Consider the following 15,215-nt stretch of genomic DNA (forward strand, 5'->3'; position numbering starts at 1 on the left):
AACGGGCCGCGCGAAGTCCCTGTGACGGAGAGGAGAACAGGGATGGCTACCAAGATCGAGCGTACGCGCCCGACCGGCTTCGCCGTTGCCCGCTTCATGAGTGGTCGGTGGTCCTGATGGCGAACCAAGCAAAGCGGACCAGTTGGACCACGCCAGTCGATCTCTCCGAGGCACTCAAGGGTGCCCCACCCCCAGCCCCCCAGGTTGGGCGATGGACTGGCGAGGTTGATGGAAAGCCCAAGAAGTGCGCGCTGTTCTATCCGAACGAAGTGCACAGCGTCGGCGGTGAGCCGGAAGCGATGAAGTCCTGGCTAGTGCTTCACGCGGCCACGCAGGAGATAGACGACGAGAACAACGTCATCTACATCGACATGGAGGCCAACGACCGCTCCATCGTGGACCGTCTGTTCCGGCTCGGCGCGGTCAAGGGACGCATCAGGGAGCACTTCCACTACTTCCGACCCGATGCCCAGATCACCCAAGCCGACCAGGAGCAGTTCGCGCGGTTCCTGATCCGTTACAAGCCGACCTTGGTCGTGCTGGACGGCGTGACAGAGGCGTACTCACTGCACGGCCTGAGCATCAACGCTGCCGAGGACGCGGCCAAGTGGTTCCAACACTTCTCGCGACAGTTCCAGAAGAAGAAGCCGACCAAGACCTACGCCGGTCCGGCCATCGTGGAGCTTGACCACGTCGTGAAGTCTCGGGACGACCGCAACGGTTGGACCATCGGCACCCAGCACAAGAAGGCCGGCATCAAGGGCGCGATGTACATCGTCGAGTCCGTCGACCAATTCGGGAAGGGCAAACACGGGCGGTCCCGGTTGTTCCTCGCCAAGGACAGTCCTGGCGGGGTTGAGTGGGTGTCCTATGGCAAGGACCGCAGGCGGTACGTCGGTGATCTGCACTGCGACGCGACCGACCTGGGCGGTGACATCAACGCCTACATCAAGTCGCCTGACGCGGAAGTGTCCAAGGCCACCCCGGACGTGCCGCTGACCCAACAGCCCGACTTCCGGTTGCTGATGCAGGAGGTCCACGGCTACATCGCCAAGCACGACGGGTGCTCTCTGAGGTCGATTCGCGACAACACGGTTGGGACTAACGACCGCATTGCCTCGGCGGTCGAGGCCCTGATCAGTGAGGGCTACGTCGAAAACGAGGGCACCTCGACGCGTGGGAAGTACGTCGCCGCAGCCAAGGACTTCACCGCGCTCCGGGTCGTCCCGGGCGGTGTGAAGTCGTGAGCGGTTCGGCGGTTCGGAACCGGTTCGCCGAACCGGTCGCGAACCGGTACTCGGAAGCGGTTCGGCGGTTCGGCCGCCCTTTAGGGCCGAACCGAACCGAACCGGTCGGGACGGGCGAGTGAGAGGAAATGCAATGTCGAAGGTGAATCGAACCGGTCAGGGCTCGCCTGCTGAGGAGTCGGGCAAGGACCTTTCAGGGTCTTTGCCTAACAAGCCGAAGCGGCGCCGCCCCACAAAGGCCGAGCGCGAAAGGGTGCGCGCCTCACGAAAGGAGACTCCTGCGGAGTTCGGCATGCCAGGCTCCGTGAACGACAGCCGCCGCTGCAGCGCGACTGCCCATCGGACGGGTGAGAGATGCAAAGCGCCGGCCATGCTCGGCTCGACCTGTTGTCGAGTTCATGGTGGAGCCGCACCTCAGGTGAAGAAGTCGGCCAAGGAACGCCTTCTCGAGCTTGCAGACCCGGCCATCTCCGCGCTGAGCAAGATTGTCCGCGACGAGGACACCGACGACTCGGTCCGCGTCCGTGCGGCGCTCGGAATCTTGGATCGGATCGGCTATGGCCCCGGTTCCAAGATCGAACTCGACGTGGGCCTGACCAAGTTCGAGCAGACGCTAGTCACGGCGTACGGCGGTGAGGTCGTCAACGGCGAGGCTGTGTTTCCCAAGACCCCGGATCGCAACGGCGGCGTGGACCGCGACAGCCTGGCCGACCCACCACACGCTCTTGGTTTGGGGGTGGGGGCTGCTGATCACTGGGAGGACCGCGAGCAGGCCGAGTACGACCTGCAGACAGAGATCGACCGCGAGCGGTACGCCGAAGAGGGCGCGCAGGTCGAGCGCGACCGCATCCGATCCACCGGCCCGGTGGTACGCGGCGAGGTCGTCGACAACGATCCGCCCGCGTACGACCCTGAGCGGGGGCGCTGGCCCTAGGTGCCACGCGAGCGGACCGTACGTGGGCCGTAGGCGTGTGAGGGCGGGCTCGACGGCCTCGACCCCCGCCCCGCCGACGAGGAGCCGGCTACGGGGCGCGGGTGTCTGCCGCTCGACGGCATTTCCGGGGAGGCCTAGCGTCGCGCTCCCGCTCCGGAGCGGAAACGGGCGAAAGCGATCCGGAGCGGTCCACCGAGACGAAGGGAGCGACTAATGAAGCTGGTGGGCTACATCCGAGTGAGTACCCGTGGCCAGGCCCAGGAAGGGCACTCGCTTGACGCACAAGAGGCGCTGCTGCGCGAGTGGTCGAGCTTGCAGGATCACGACCTGCTCGCGGTGATCCCCGATGTGATGAGCAGCCGCAAGACCGATCGTCTGCACGGACGTGAGGCGGCGATCCGGCTCGTGGAGGCCGGGCTCGCTGACGGCTTGCTGATCCTGCGCTGGGACCGCGCAACGCGGTCGCTGATCGACGGGCAGGGCCTGCTCGACCGGAGCCGCAAGGGCCGCTGGCCGATCCTCGACACGTCGGGCAAGTCGTCGTTGAGCGAGCGCGACAACCTCATGACCAACATGGAGCAGGTGATCGCGGAGGACGAGAGGCAGCGCATCAGCCAGCGGACGAAGGAAGGGCTGGCAGTCGCGCGGGCCAAGGGCAAGGAGCCCGGTCGCAAGCAGGTCACCAACGACCTCACCGACCACATGATCAGCGACCTCCACGACGCAGGCCGGTCGGCCCGGTCGATTGCAGCCGAACTGACCAAGCGCGGCATCGCAGCCCCTGGGGGTGGGGGGACCTGGTGCCACTCCACGGTCACGCGCATCCTGCGTCGCCTCCACGCAGAGGACGCGGCATGAGCCTCTGGACACCGCAGGACTCCGACGACCTCGACAGGCAGGTCCGCGCGCTGCGCCAAGCCGACAAGCGCGACCGGTCCGGGTCGCCTCCTCCGCCTCCGCGAGAGCCCCGGCAGCCCCGGCCCCGTCAACCGTATCGGCGCAACAAGTGGCCTAAGCCAAGGCAGAAGCCCAATGGACGTTGGTTCGCCGAGGTCATCGAGCAGGGCCAGTACTACAGCAAGACGTTCGATACCCAAGACGAAGCACAGGCGTACCTAGACGCGATCACCGGAAGGCAGGACAACTGATGGCACGACGCAAGACCGGACCGCGCGCCTGGATGCGCGTGAGTCACAAGACCAAGGACCTCCCGGCCTCCAAGCGCCGCTGGGAGGTCGTCTACGAGGACCCCAACAACGGCTTCAAGCGGCGCACGAAGGGCGGCTTCCCGACCAAGACTGCAGCCGAGCGCTGGCGTGATGACGAGTTCCTGCAGCCCGCCCGTCAGGGCGAGTGGGTGGACCCGGCGCGGGGCGATGCATTGTTCAAGGACGTTGCAGAAGCTTGGTTGCCAACATACGTGCCAAAGCGAGGCAAGGTCCGCGGCCAGCGACAGCACGAGCAGATCATCACCGGCGAGAAGAGCCTCCTGATGAAGCAGTTCGGCGAGACGCGCATCGGTGACATCACTCCGGCCGCAGTCGCGCTATGGGTCAACAACGCCAATCGCTCACCAAGCACCGTGCGCCACTACTTCTACACACTGCGGCTGGTCATGAAGTACGCCCAGGCGAACGGCATCATCCGCCGCGACCCAACGCAGGGTGTTGCACTGCCCGAACCACGCAAGATGAAGGACGAGGAGGCGGACCGCTATCCGTTGACACTCGCCGAAGCCCTCAGGCTTGCAGCCGCCGTGCCCGAGCCGTGGGACATGTACATCCGACTGGCCGCCGCGACCGGGATGCGTCCCGAGGAACTCACAGGCCTGCGTCTGAGTGACGTCACCGACGACCAGACCGTCACCGTCCGGCGCGTGGTCGTGATGCACAAGGGCCAGCCGATGGTCGAGAACGTCGCCAAGACCTCAGACAGCCACCGCGCCATCGAACTCGATGACGACACCGCCAAGCTTCTTATCGACTACATCGCCAAGCACCGAGGACGCGCCGCCAAGTGGTTCGCTGCCAACCCCGAACACAAGCACCCCGGCGATGCCTTGCCCCTCTTCGTTGGGGTGGGGGAGTTCAAGCGCGGACAGCGCCAGCGCAAGACCGGCACCGACGTCGACTGGCTCGACTACTCCACCCTCTGCAAGCACGGCTGGTTCTACATGCGGCACTGGGACTCAGCCCGCAAGGCAGCAGGGGTGCCGGAGACCGTCCGGTTCTACGACCTCCGACACATGCACGCGTCCCTGCTCGTGGGGATGCTCGGGCAGCCGGGCGCGATGACACTCACGGAGGTAGCCGAGCGCCTGGGCCACTCCCCCGCAGTCCTGCTCGCCCGCTACGCCCACTCCCCGCGTGACCGCCGGCAGGCGAAGGTCAATGCCGTGAACGCCGTCATGACGCTCACCCCCGACAGCAACGTCGTCGCGCTTCACAAGCGTGCATGAACTGGCCGCGCGTGCCGATGTCTGCACGTAGTCTGCATCCGTGCTGCCATCCCAACGACGACGCGCGGAAGAGTTCTCTGCCCGTGAAGCAGCGGGCGAGTCAGTGTGGGTAGATCAGTTCGACCGCAAGGCCCTCGTCCGCATCGCTGAGTTGTGGCGCATCATCGAGGGAGACGTGAGTCTCTACGGAGCGCACTTCTCTGACGAGGTCGGCCGCGTTCTGCGACGTGGGGGTGGTTGGCCGTTCCAGCGCTTCGGCCCAGACCAACTGGCCTCAGCAACCGATCATGACCTCATTCTTGATGCAATCGCGGCTGGCCTTGTCGCTGCGAACAAGGTGAAGCCACAAGGCAAGCTGGCCGCCAATTACCAGAAGCTTGTCAACTTCGTCCTCAACGAGCACCGGATCGCCCACAAGTTCGTGGACGGCGAGTTGATTCCGTTCAAGTCCGACGAGCTTCTGCAGGAGGTCGTCGAGCCCACCCTGCGGTTGTTGGTAGGGGCGGAGTACAAGGGCGCTCATGACGCCTACCTGAAGGCGTTGAAGGAGATCAGCCAGAACGAGGCCGCCGACGCCATCACCGATGCGGGGGCGGCCCTACAGCAGACGCTCACAGCGCTCGGGTGGTCCGGGAACTCGTTGGGCAGACAGATCGCAGACGCCCGGAAGAACGGCCTGCTTGCCGGCCACGATCAGCAGTTGGCCGACGGCATCCTCAAGTTCGCTGACTGGGCCTCCGCTGATCGCAGTGAGTCGGGAGATGCCCACAAGACCAGTAATGCCACCACCGCCGACGCCTGGCTGATGGTCCATGTCGTCGGCGCGCTAATCGTCCGTCTAGTCGACCCATCCAAGCGCGGCGAGTAGGGGACCCACCAAGCTTCGACAACGGGAACCCCGTCGTGCAGGCGGGTACTTCTTAGGCTTGGCCGCCTTGCGGCGCTATGGCTGGCCGCTTTGGTATGTCACCCTCGGCCTCGAGTGCCTCAACGACTCGGATCGCGACGCCCGAAGTCACTTCGACCAGGTGTTCTGTGCTTTCGATTGCTGTAGCGCCTGCGGTAGCAAACGCCGAGTACGCAGCCAGGAGGGCCGTCCAGCGAGCGAGTCGCACTGCCCAATTGCGGCGCTCCTCCTCGCGTACGCGCGGGATCGCCTGAATGACTTCTCCGGTGACCACATTGGCGGCCCTGGCGACTCGGGCTGTCCCGAAGAGTTCGACGTTCTCGATCAGCCAGCGCACATGTCCCACCGACTGCGTCAACGACCGTCGAAACGCCTCGGGGAGCGCATCGGTGTCGTTCAGCGCTTCGAGCCACTCGTCGCATTGCTCGCCTATTTGCTCAAGGTTGAATCCACCTGGCGCTGACGATGTGGCGTCCATCCGCGCCTCTATCACGTCGCCAACACCATTCAAGAGAGCCAGGTGCTCAGCGGCGAGCACTGGGCCGCTGCCCTTAGTGCGCCATTGCGCGTCCGGAGACACGATCGCCGTCCACCAGGCCGTCGTGAATGGCTCATACCTCTGTCGCTTGTCGTCCGGCAGGGCAGCGATCTGCTCCAAGGTCGCCGTGTACAACCCGACAACCTCGGCGTGCCGCTGAGCGAGTTCCGGCTTCCCGGGATGAACGTCTAAAGCATCGCCCCAGCGCTGCAGTATCGTGTCCTTGCTGCTCTCGTTGACCGCATGCAAGATCGCGGCGAGCGAATGTGCGTCCGTCCGATGCATCGAGTCTTCCTCCCCTATCGACGGACATGCTCGCATGCAACGTGAACAAACTCAGGGCATATGCAAGCCTCCGCGCGCTTGAACCTTCCTGCTCAACGGTGAGGGTTCCGGGCCCCGACGGAGAAATACCGTCGAGGCGTCAGAGGAACCTCCCTGCCACGAGTAAGAGGATGTGAACGACATGGCTAGCGGCTTTGTGCACTACACGGTCAGCAACGCTGATGTGCAGCTGCTCCCGCAGATCGGGCTCGGACGGCGCGGACGCCGGATGCCGGTTGCTGCCGGTGAGGAGTACCCGGCTGTCGTGACCAGGTGCCCCACGCCCGACTTCCCCGGCGACGCGACGATCTGCGACCTGATGGTGTTCCTCAACGGGACCACGCCCTACTTCGTACGCAACGCACCTGCGGGAACCGGCCAGCCCGGCACCTACAACGCCGTTGCCCAAAAGAGCGCGGTCGGCTGACCCATGCCGAGCGGTCCGATTGAGTTCTTGGGCGAGCACCGAGACCAGCACACACCGGCGTCGGAGTACGGCGGTGCGGACGGGCTGATCCAGCCCGAGCCCCACCCGATGACTCCGAGCGAGGCGAACACAGCCATCGTCCGTGCAGGCATGTACGGCGACACGCTCGATGGCGACGTGGTCGTAGACCCCGCCACCGGGCACATCGTGCCGCCTGAACTCAACCGGCCCGCCTAATCAAAGGGAGGCGGGTCGATTCGACCGCGCGGGAGCGCGTTCGGCCTTACCCTCCTCTGGTGACTTTCGAACCGGGTCCGAAGGGTGCAGGCATTGTTGCGACGCGTTGACTCGGCGGTCTTGAACTTCCAGCCAGGCATTTTCGGCAAGGGCTACGTCTACCTCGTGATCGGGCGACGGAGCACTCTCGTGAGTCCGAAGAAGTGGACCAGGGCCGATATGGCCCAGTTCCAGCACTATCAGAACCAGTACGCCGCCTTCGTCGCGGACATGGAAGGCCGTCGGTACTGGATGTACCGGGGGCGGTTCTACTCGGACAACGAAGGCCTGGGTCAGCAGGAAGTTCACGCGCTGCTCGTGGCCCGCGACGAACGCAACCAACGTCAGGTTGATCGCGCAGTTTCGATGATGGAGCGGCGCGACATCGCGCCCATCAACAGGCGAGGCGCGATCCCCGACGAGGTCAAGCAGTTCGTTTGGCAGCGCGACGGTGGGCGATGCCGCAATTGCCAATTGCCGCATGAACTTCAGTTCGACCACATCATCCCGGTGGCGATGGGTGGGTCGAGCGAGCCCGAGAACCTGCAGTTGCTATGCGGCCCGTGCAATCGAGCGAAGGGTGCCGGTCTGACTCAACGCGGCCCGGCGGTCTAGCCGGGGCCGGGACCACGTGCTGCCGGGCCGCAAATGGGGATTGCCGCCACCGAGGAGCCGTTTCGGGCCTCGGGGCTGGCCCGGAGGGCGCAAATCCGCCTACGGACCGTTGCGGACCTCCTACTGGGCAGACTCCGCGTACGCCTGCGCGCAGATCCCTGCGGCGTGAACGCCGACCTGGGCCGCCGACCCTCCGGCGTCGAGCGCGTCAAGCAGCTGCTGTGCGATTGCTCCGGTGTCGCCGTCTGCGTCTGCAAGCTTCTCCACGTCGCCGTGTATGTCTGCGAGCACATCGCTCGCGTCGGCGTTGGGGTTGTCCCGCGTTACATCAATCAGCGAGTCGCATGCGTCGCGGAGTTGTTCGCGCTCGTCGGCGCTGCCGCATCCCGAGAGGCCGAGCGCGGCTAGGAGACACAGCAGCAGGAGACCGTTACGCATGTGCGCACGTTAGTGCGACCGGGCCGCCCGCACGGGTGTTTCTGTGGTCCGACCCCCACCCAACAGGGCAGGGGTCGGGCTTGGGGGTCAGGCGTCGGGGTCCTCCGCGATCACGCCGCGCGGGAGCCAGTCAGGGGACAGGATGCACATGCCCTCGTCGGCGCAGGCCTCGTGGCACACAGACTCACGCTCCAGGCCGCACTCGATGAACTTGCCGCCCGGTCCCCAAGGGTCGCTCATGACGCCTTCTTGACCGGAGCGGTCGCCTTCTTGACCGGCGTCTTCTTGGACGCGGGCTTGGCGGCCTTCTTGGTGGTGGGAGTGGGCAGGTCGAGCAGGCCCACCGCAAGCTTCTCGGCCTTGCCCGCCGCGATGCTCTTGCACTTCGGGCAGAACTGCGCCGGGGTCGAGCCGTTCTTCCACGCCGCGCCCCGGTTCGGCGCGGACGTCTCAGCCCCGTGGTTCAGGCAGGTGGTCTTCCACTCGTCCGCCTCCTTGCGGGTCCAGGTGGTCGCCCCGGTCGAGCGGGACACGGCGTGACGGGTGTTGGCAGTCGCGGGCATGGGAGCCTCCATCGGTCAGATGGTTGCTGGATGCAACCAAATGTCGCGACGCTACGCCAGCCTCTGTGCGTCTGGAAAGCCGCACATCACGACCTGCACAGATGCGAGCATCGCCACATGGCTGAGGTGACGTGGAACTGCGCGGCTTGCGGCTTTCCGATCGCAGACGGCGACGGTTGGGTGCAGGCGCGAATGAGCGAGGTCAATCAGCGTGAGATCGACGTTGCGGAGTGGGAGTCAGAGCACACCAAGGACGACGGACCAACGGCCCTCACGTACAGCGAACTGATGGATGCGCCCGGACCGGTTCCGTGGACGGCACTGCACGAGGTCTGCGACGGAACTGCGGGCGAGCCGTATGCCATCGACGTCGAAGAACTCCGAACGCCGTGGGACCTCATTCGCTGGACTGCCGACCTTATGCAGAAGTCATGGCTGAAGGCGACCGACTGGAGCGAGGTCATACGAGCCAAACACACCGAACACTCACCTGAGTAGCCCGCCGTAGCCCGACGTGGCCCGCCTTCGCGTTGCAGGTATGCCGTAGCGCCCGAGTAGCGCCGAACGTCTGCGTCCGGAGCGCTCTCAACGGGCCGTTTGCTTGTTTCCGCTGGTCAACCACCTTTCGAGCGGTGCCCCCGCTGGGACTCGAACCCAGACTGCGCCGCTTTTAAGGCGGCTTCCTCTGCCGATTGGGATACGGGGGCGGTGGCTAGGCCGCCGCGGGTAAGCCGAGCGGCAGGCGCACCGTGAAGGTGGTGCCCCGGCCGGGGGTGCTGTCGACGTCGAAGGCGCCGCCCATCTGCGCCACGAGCTGGCGGCAGATCGCGAGGCCGAGGCCGGTGCCGCCGTACCGGCGCGTGATCGAGGAGTCGGCCTGGCGGAAGGGCTCGAAGACCGTGTCGACCTGCTCCTGTGTCATCCCGATGCCGGTGTCGGAGACCTCGAGGTGGAGGTCGACGCCGTGCCCGGCGCCCTTGGTGTGCGCCACCAGGCGGACGCTGCCGGCGTCGGTGAACTTGACGGCGTTGTCGAGCAGGTTGGTGACCACCTGGGCGATCCGGACGGGATCGCCGACCAGGAGGGGCGGGAGCTCGCCGTACGCCGACTCGACGGTGAGCCCGCGCTCGGCGGCCGCGCCGCGGCTCGGCGCGAGCGTCTCGTCGAGCAGCGCGACGACGTCGAAGGGCACGGCCTCGAGCTGGGTGCGGCCGGCCTCGATCCGGGAGAAGTCGAGGATGTCGTCGACGAGGCGCAGCAGCCGGACCCCGGACCGGTGCAGCGTGGTGGTGAGCCGTCGCTGCGCGTCGTCGAGGTCGGTGTCGTCGAGCATCTCGGACGCCGCGATCACGCTGGTGAGCGGCGTGCGCACCTCGTGGCTCATCGTGGCGAGGAAGAGCGACTTGGCGCGGTTGGCCTCCTCGGCGTCCGACCGCGCCTGCTCGACCTCGCGCCGCATCCGGTTGCGCTGCGTGATGTCCTCGGCGATGCCGTAGACGCCGACGATCTCGTCGTCGACGACGATCGGCAGCCCGGTGAGGCTCAGCTCGACGCGGTGGCCGTCCTTGTGGCGGATGCTCGCCTCGAGGTGCCGCGGCCGCCTGGCCAGCACGTCCTCCCAGCTCTGCCCGACGGACTCGAGCTGGTCGTCAGGCAGCAGGTCGGTGAACAGCAGGTCGCACAGCTCGTCCTCGGTGTAGCCCGAGAGGACGGCCGACGCCGCGTTGGCGCTGGTGAACCGGCCGTCGAGGCTCAGCGAGAAGACGCCGTCGGGGTGGTAGCGGAAGAGCGTCTCGTAGCGCTCCGTCGTCTCGGCGAGCGCCCGGTCGACCGCGACGTGCGTGACGGCATCGCGGCGGGCCTGGCGGTAGCGGAGCACGGAGTACGTCGTCGCCGCCAGGCACGCCGTGGCGGCCGCAGCAAGGACGGTGTCGCCCGTCGAACCCCATGAACCGCGGAGCCGGGGTGGGACTCGGAGGATCCTCATCCGGGTCCGGACCTGTCGGGCACCCCCGAGACTGACCAACGCATGGGGATCAGCCTAGCGACGCGAGCTCCGCGGCACGTGCCAGGACACCGTCGAGCATCGCCTCGGTGAGTCGTCCGGTGAAGGTGTTCTGCTGGCTGGGGTGGTAGCAGCCGAGCAGCGAGACCTCCCGGCCCTCGCCGACCAGGCGGGCCTCCGCGCCGTGGCCGAACCTCGGCCGGGGCCGCACGACATCCCAGCCGAGCGCGGCGTACGACCGCAGCGCGGCGTCCCAGCCGAACCCACCCAGCGCCACCACGACCCGCACGTGGTCGACGAGCAGCCCGAGCTCGGCCTCGATCCACGGGGCGCAGGTGTCGCGCTCGGCGACGGTCGGCTTGTTCTGCGGCGGCGCGCAGCGGACGGTAGCGACCATCCGCGTGTCGATCAGCCCCTGCCCGTCGTCGGCGTAGGTGCTGGTCGGCAGCCGCGCCAGCCCGACCCGGTGCAGGCTCGCGAAGAGCCAGTCCCCGCTGCGGTCGCCGGTGAAGATGCGGCCGGTCCGGTTGGCGCCGTTGGCGGCCGGGGCCAGGCCGACGATCAGGATGCGGGCCGTGGCCGGACCCCAGCCCGGGATCGGCCGGCCCCAGTAGGTCTCGTGGGCGAACGACGCGCGCTTGACGTCCGCGACCTCCTCCCGCCAGCGGACCAGTCGCGGGCAGGCGCGGCACACCGAGACCCGGGCGTCGACCTCGGCCATGCCGTCGGCCGCGGCGGCGCGAGCCAGGCGGCGTACCTGCGCCGGCGTGCGCGCGACCGGCGTCTCGGCGGTCGCGGGGTCGCCGGGCCAGCCGGTGCCGGGCGGGACGTGGCTCACCCGGAGCAGTCTGCCGTCAGTGGTGACCGACCTTGTCGCGCGCGGCCCCGGCCGCGGCCGCCGCCTGGTGGCCGACGGCGTCCTGCGCCTTGCCCACGGCGTCCTGCACCTTCGGGCTGTGCGCGACCTTGCTGGCCCCGGTCTTGATCTGCTCGTAGCGCTCCCGCCCGGCGCGCGTGCCGAGCACGTAGCCGATGGCCACCCCGATCAACAGGCTCGTCTTCTTCATAGAGGCACCCGTGCCCGGAGCGCCGGTAACCAAACCCGCCCGTCGCGACAGTCCCTGACGTTTGGGGGGTCCCCGGAGGCGAAGAACCCCGAAAACGTCAGGGAGCATCCCGGCGGTCGACCATCGACCAGGCGATCCCGTCGAGGATGTCGCAGTCGGAGACGACCATGGTGTCGAGGCCGGAGCGGCGCAGGACCCGGTCGAGGATCAGGGTGCCGGCGCCGATCACATCGGCCCGGCCGGGGTGCATCGACGGGATCGCGCGGCGCTCGTCGACGGTCATCGCGAGCAGGCGGTCGACGACCGCGTCGACCTCGGCCACGGGCAGCACGTGCTGGTCGACGGCCCGGCGGTCGTACGCCGGCAGGCCGAGCGCCACGGACGCGAGCTGCGTGACGGTGCCCGCGACGCCGACGATCGTGGCTGCGCCCGCGGGGTCGACCGGGCAGGCGTCGAGGTGCGCGTCGATGTCGGCGACGCAGGCGGCGATCTCGGCCTCGGTGGGCGGGTCGGAGTGCAGGTGCCGCTCGGTCAGCCGCACCGAGCCGATGTCCATGGACCGCGACGCCTCGGGTGTCGTGGCCCCGAGGATCAGCTCGGTCGACCCGCCGCCGATGTCGACGACCAGGACCGGCGTCGCCGGGCGTGTCCGCAGGTTGCGCACTGCGCCGTCGAAGGACAGCGCCGCCTCGACGTCCCCGCTCACGACCTCGGGCTCGACGCCGAGGCGGTCCCGCACGCCTTCGACGAAGACATCGGAGTTCGCGGCGTCGCGGGTCGCCGACGTCGCGACGAAGCGCACCCGGTCCGCGGGCACGTCGTGGGCGCGGACCATCTCGGCGTACTCGTCGATCGCCGCGAAGGCCCGCTCCAGCGCCTCGTCGGCGATCCGGCCGGTGCGGTCGAGGTCCTGCCCGAGCCGCACCATCCGCATCTCGCGGACGTCCACACTCAGCCCGTTCGATGGGAGCAGCGAGCCGATCAGGAGCTTGATCGTGTTCGTGCCGCAGTCGATCGCGGCTACACGCACGGCCCGGGCTCCCACCACGCACCGAGCCGGTCGAGCACCTCGTCGCCCAGCGGGTTGACGCCCCGCCCCTGGGCCAGCGACTGACCGGCGAGCACGTGCAGGCACTTCACGCGGTCGGGCATGCCGCCGGCCGAGATGCCGTCGATCTCCTCGACCTCGCCGAGGGTGGCGCGGTACTCCAGGTACCGCTCATGGGCCCGGCGGTACGCCGCGGCGAGCTCGGGGTCCTCGCCCAGCCGGTCCTGCATCTCCTTCATGAGTCCCGACCCCTCGAGCGTGCCGATCCGGGACGCCGCCCGGGGGCAGGTCAGGTAGAACGTGGTCGGGAACGGCGTGCCGTTGGGCAGCCGCGGCTCGGTCGTCACCACGTCGGGGTTGCCGCACGGGCAGCGGTGGCCGATCGCGTGGATCGAGCGGGGCTCGCGCCCGAGCTGGGCCTCGATGGCGGACACGTCGGCGGGATCGATCACGGTCCGATCATCTCAGGCTCGGTTTCGAGGCTCCCTTCGGTCGCACCTCAACCACCGGCGCCCTTGATCTTGGTCGCCGGCCCCTTCTCGGGCTTCGGCGGGTGGCCGGCGAGCTCGACCGACCGCCAGGCCGTGGACCACCAGGCGCGCGGCTCCTTCGGGGCGATCGCGTCGGGGTCGCTCAGCTTGGCCTCGCTCTCGATCGGCTCGCCGTCCTCGTCGAGCACGACGTACGCCGTCTCGCCCGGCATCACGTAGTTGAGGTCGCGGGCCTGCTGGCGCAGGTACGCCGGGTCCTCCCAGCGCCGCTTCTCCCGTTCGAGGTCGTCGATCTCGGCCTCACGCAGCGCGATCTGCCCCTTGAGGTCGCCGATGTGCTCCCGCTGGTCGAGGTAGGCACGCAGCGACGACGCGTAGGAGATGGTCAGCAGCGACAGCACCAGCACGAGCACCGCGGCGCGGCCGGTCAGCCGCGGGCGGCGCCGGCCGGGCAGGCCGGCGGCCGCGGGCTGGTCGGCAGCCGGCCGCGCACCGGGGCGGGCGGTCGACTGCACCCGTCCGGGGCCGGTGCGGCCGCGCGGTCGCGCGCCGCGCGACGACGTACGGCGCGACTCGGGTGGCATGTCTCCTAGGGTCGCTCAGCCGGCGTACCGCGGGAACGCCGACGCGCCGGAGTAGCGGGCAGCATCTCCGAGCTCGTCCTCGATCCGCAGCAGCTGGTTGTACTTCGCGACGCGGTCGGAGCGGGCCGGGGCACCGGTCTTGATCTGGCCGCAGTTGGTGGCCACGGCGAGGTCGGCGATCGTGGTGTCCTCGGTCTCGCCGGAGCGGTGGCTCATCATGCAGCGGTAGCCGTTGCGGTGCGCGAGCTCGACGGAGTCGAGGGTCTCGGTGAGCGAGCCGATCTGGTTGACCTTCACCAGCAGCGCGTTGGCCTGGCCGCCGGTGATGCCGCGCTGCAGGCGCTCGACGTTGGTGACGAACAGGTCGTCGCCCACGAGCTGGGTCCTGGCCCCGAGCGCGTCCGTGATGGCCTTCCAGCCGTCCCAGTCGTCCTCGTCGAGCGGGTCCTCGACGGAGACGATCGGGTACGACGCGACGAGGTCGGCGTAGTAGGCGACCATCTCGTCGGTCGACTTCGGGGCACCCTCGAAGACGTAGGAGCCGTCCTTGTAGAACTCCGACGCCGCGACGTCCATCGCCAGCGCGATGTCCTTGCCCAGGGTCAGGCCCGCGGCCGAGACCGCCTCGGCGATCAGGTCGAGGGCGGCGCGGTTGCTGTCCAGGTCGGGCGCGAAGCCGCCCTCGTCGCCGAGGCCGGTCGAGAGGCCCTTCTTCTTCAGCACCGACTTGAGCGCGTGGTAGACCTCGGCGCCCGAGCGCAGCGCCTCGCGGAAGGTGGGGGCGCCGATCGGCGCGATCATGAACTCCTGCACGTCGACGTTGGAGTCGGCGTGGGCGCCGCCGTTGAGGATGTTCATCATCGGCACCGGCAGCAGGTGGGCGTTGGGGCCGCCGACGTAGCGGTAGAGCGGGAGGCCGGCGGAGTCGGCAGCAGCCCGGGCCACGGCGAGCGAGACGCCGAGGATGGCGTTGGCGCCGAGCGTCGCCTTGTTGGGGGTGCCGTCGAGCTGGAGCATGGTCTGGTCGACGAGCCGCTGGTCGTCGGCGTCGATGCCCTCGACCGCCGGCGCGATCGTCTCGATGACGCCCTTGACGGCCCGCTGGACGCCCTTCCCGGCGTAGCGGTCGCCGCCGTCGCGCAGCTCGACCGCCTCGAAGGCGCCGGTCGAGGCACCGCTGGGCACCATGGCGCGGGCGAACGCGCCGTCGTCGAGCAGCACCTCGACCTCGACGGTGGGGTTGCCTCGCGAGTCGAGGACCTCGCGGGCGCCGACGGCTTCGATGGATGCCAC

General features: G+C 68.2%; 21 protein-coding genes and 1 tRNA gene. 10 read left to right on the top strand and 12 right to left on the bottom strand.

Annotation, left to right across the window (positions count from 1 at the left end; genetic code table 11):
* Nucleotides 1–107: 107 nt before the first annotated feature.
* The 6 genes from ACFQQI_RS09850 to ACFQQI_RS09875 all read left to right on the top strand — a co-directional run bounded on the left by ACFQQI_RS09850 (nucleotide 108) and on the right by ACFQQI_RS09875 (nucleotide 5,507).
* Nucleotides 108–1,247 carry a hypothetical protein gene (locus tag ACFQQI_RS09850; RefSeq protein ID WP_378561657.1) on the top strand — a complete coding sequence of 380 codons (1,140 nt, stop codon included), beginning with the start codon at nucleotides 108–110 and terminating at the stop codon, nucleotides 1,245–1,247.
* A 418-nt stretch (nucleotides 1,248–1,665) separates the two neighbouring features.
* Nucleotides 1,666–2,181 carry a hypothetical protein gene (locus tag ACFQQI_RS09855; protein ID WP_378561660.1) on the top strand — a complete coding sequence of 172 codons (516 nt, stop codon included), beginning with the start codon at nucleotides 1,666–1,668 and terminating at the stop codon, nucleotides 2,179–2,181.
* A gap of 213 nt (nucleotides 2,182–2,394) precedes the next feature.
* Entirely contained in the window at nucleotides 2,395–3,039 is a 645-nt protein-coding gene (locus ACFQQI_RS09860) for a recombinase family protein (RefSeq protein WP_378561663.1), read from the top strand.
* Entirely contained in the window at nucleotides 3,036–3,329 is a 294-nt protein-coding gene (locus tag ACFQQI_RS09865; RefSeq protein ID WP_378561666.1) for a hypothetical protein, read from the top strand. Before ACFQQI_RS09860 ends, ACFQQI_RS09865 begins: the two co-directional genes overlap by 4 nt.
* Nucleotides 3,329–4,639, top strand: a complete 1,311-nt coding sequence (locus ACFQQI_RS09870; protein WP_378561669.1) for a tyrosine-type recombinase/integrase — start codon at nucleotides 3,329–3,331, stop codon at nucleotides 4,637–4,639. Before ACFQQI_RS09865 ends, ACFQQI_RS09870 begins: the two co-directional genes overlap by 1 nt.
* A gap of 40 nt (nucleotides 4,640–4,679) precedes the next feature.
* Nucleotides 4,680–5,507: a hypothetical protein gene (locus ACFQQI_RS09875; protein ID WP_378561672.1), complete on the top strand. Its 828-nt coding sequence runs from the start codon at nucleotides 4,680–4,682 to the stop codon at nucleotides 5,505–5,507.
* 52 nt (nucleotides 5,508–5,559) lie between these two features.
* On the opposite strand, the gene ACFQQI_RS09880 is transcribed toward ACFQQI_RS09875, so the two are convergent.
* The gene (locus ACFQQI_RS09880) at nucleotides 5,560–6,369 is read right to left on the bottom strand and encodes a hypothetical protein (RefSeq protein WP_378561675.1); all 810 of its coding nucleotides are present in this window, start codon (nucleotides 6,367–6,369) and stop codon (nucleotides 5,560–5,562) included.
* 181 nt (nucleotides 6,370–6,550) lie between these two features.
* Between ACFQQI_RS09880 and ACFQQI_RS09885 the strand changes: the two genes are divergently transcribed.
* From ACFQQI_RS09885 to ACFQQI_RS09895, 3 genes are all read left to right on the top strand, one after another.
* Nucleotides 6,551–6,835, top strand: coding sequence for a hypothetical protein (locus tag ACFQQI_RS09885; RefSeq protein WP_378561678.1), 285 nt, complete (start codon nucleotides 6,551–6,553; stop codon nucleotides 6,833–6,835).
* A 27-nt stretch (nucleotides 6,836–6,862) separates the two neighbouring features.
* Nucleotides 6,863–7,072, top strand: coding sequence for a hypothetical protein (locus ACFQQI_RS09890; RefSeq protein WP_378561681.1), 210 nt, complete (start codon nucleotides 6,863–6,865; stop codon nucleotides 7,070–7,072).
* A 120-nt stretch (nucleotides 7,073–7,192) separates the two neighbouring features.
* Entirely contained in the window at nucleotides 7,193–7,726 is a 534-nt protein-coding gene (locus tag ACFQQI_RS09895) for an HNH endonuclease (protein ID WP_378561684.1), read from the top strand.
* A 120-nt stretch (nucleotides 7,727–7,846) separates the two neighbouring features.
* Here the strand turns inward: ACFQQI_RS09895 and ACFQQI_RS09900 are convergent, their stop codons facing one another.
* The 3 genes from ACFQQI_RS09900 to ACFQQI_RS09910 form a co-directional block, all read right to left on the bottom strand.
* A complete protein-coding gene (locus ACFQQI_RS09900; protein ID WP_378561687.1) occupies nucleotides 7,847–8,164 on the bottom strand; it encodes a hypothetical protein in 318 nt (105 codons plus the stop codon).
* An 87-nt stretch (nucleotides 8,165–8,251) separates the two neighbouring features.
* Complete coding sequence (locus ACFQQI_RS09905; RefSeq protein WP_378561690.1) at nucleotides 8,252–8,404, bottom strand: hypothetical protein; 153 nt, start codon at nucleotides 8,402–8,404, stop codon at nucleotides 8,252–8,254.
* On the bottom strand, nucleotides 8,401–8,727 hold the full coding sequence (locus tag ACFQQI_RS09910) for a hypothetical protein (RefSeq protein ID WP_378561693.1): 327 nt from the start codon (nucleotides 8,725–8,727) through the stop codon (nucleotides 8,401–8,403). Before ACFQQI_RS09910 ends, ACFQQI_RS09905 begins: the two co-directional genes overlap by 4 nt.
* Nucleotides 8,728–8,844: 117 nt before the next feature.
* Here ACFQQI_RS09910 and ACFQQI_RS09915 point away from each other — a divergent pair, with 117 nt between their 5' ends.
* Nucleotides 8,845–9,225 (top strand): hypothetical protein, encoded by a 381-nt coding sequence (locus ACFQQI_RS09915; protein ID WP_378561696.1) that lies wholly within the window; start codon nucleotides 8,845–8,847, stop codon nucleotides 9,223–9,225.
* A gap of 135 nt (nucleotides 9,226–9,360) precedes the next feature.
* Here ACFQQI_RS09915 and ACFQQI_RS09920 read toward each other — a convergent pair.
* The 8 genes from ACFQQI_RS09920 to eno form a co-directional block, all read right to left on the bottom strand.
* A tRNA-Leu gene (locus tag ACFQQI_RS09920) sits at nucleotides 9,361–9,434 on the bottom strand.
* Between the two features lie 5 nt (nucleotides 9,435–9,439).
* On the bottom strand, nucleotides 9,440–10,714 hold the full coding sequence (locus ACFQQI_RS09925; RefSeq protein ID WP_378561699.1) for a PAS domain-containing sensor histidine kinase: 1,275 nt from the start codon (nucleotides 10,712–10,714) through the stop codon (nucleotides 9,440–9,442).
* A 49-nt stretch (nucleotides 10,715–10,763) separates the two neighbouring features.
* Nucleotides 10,764–11,570: a uracil-DNA glycosylase gene (locus ACFQQI_RS09930; protein ID WP_378561702.1), complete on the bottom strand. Its 807-nt coding sequence runs from the start codon at nucleotides 11,568–11,570 to the stop codon at nucleotides 10,764–10,766.
* A gap of 16 nt (nucleotides 11,571–11,586) precedes the next feature.
* A complete protein-coding gene (locus ACFQQI_RS09935) occupies nucleotides 11,587–11,799 on the bottom strand; it encodes a hypothetical protein (RefSeq protein ID WP_378561705.1) in 213 nt (70 codons plus the stop codon).
* 97 nt (nucleotides 11,800–11,896) lie between these two features.
* Nucleotides 11,897–12,829, bottom strand: a complete 933-nt coding sequence (locus ACFQQI_RS09940; protein WP_378561708.1) for an exopolyphosphatase — start codon at nucleotides 12,827–12,829, stop codon at nucleotides 11,897–11,899.
* Complete coding sequence (locus tag ACFQQI_RS09945) at nucleotides 12,820–13,299, bottom strand: DUF501 domain-containing protein (RefSeq protein ID WP_378561711.1); 480 nt, start codon at nucleotides 13,297–13,299, stop codon at nucleotides 12,820–12,822. The genes ACFQQI_RS09940 and ACFQQI_RS09945 overlap by 10 nt, the downstream gene beginning before the upstream one ends.
* 47 nt (nucleotides 13,300–13,346) lie before the next feature.
* Nucleotides 13,347–13,922, bottom strand: coding sequence for a septum formation initiator family protein (locus tag ACFQQI_RS09950; RefSeq protein WP_378561714.1), 576 nt, complete (start codon nucleotides 13,920–13,922; stop codon nucleotides 13,347–13,349).
* Between the two features lie 15 nt (nucleotides 13,923–13,937).
* Nucleotides 13,938–15,215, bottom strand: coding sequence for a phosphopyruvate hydratase (gene eno, locus ACFQQI_RS09955; protein WP_378561717.1), 1,278 nt, complete (start codon nucleotides 15,213–15,215; stop codon nucleotides 13,938–13,940).

Origin of the sequence: Nocardioides sp. GCM10030259, from assembly GCF_042666375.1 — a bacterium.
Taxonomy (GTDB): Bacteria; Actinomycetota; Actinomycetes; order Propionibacteriales; family Nocardioidaceae; genus Nocardioides.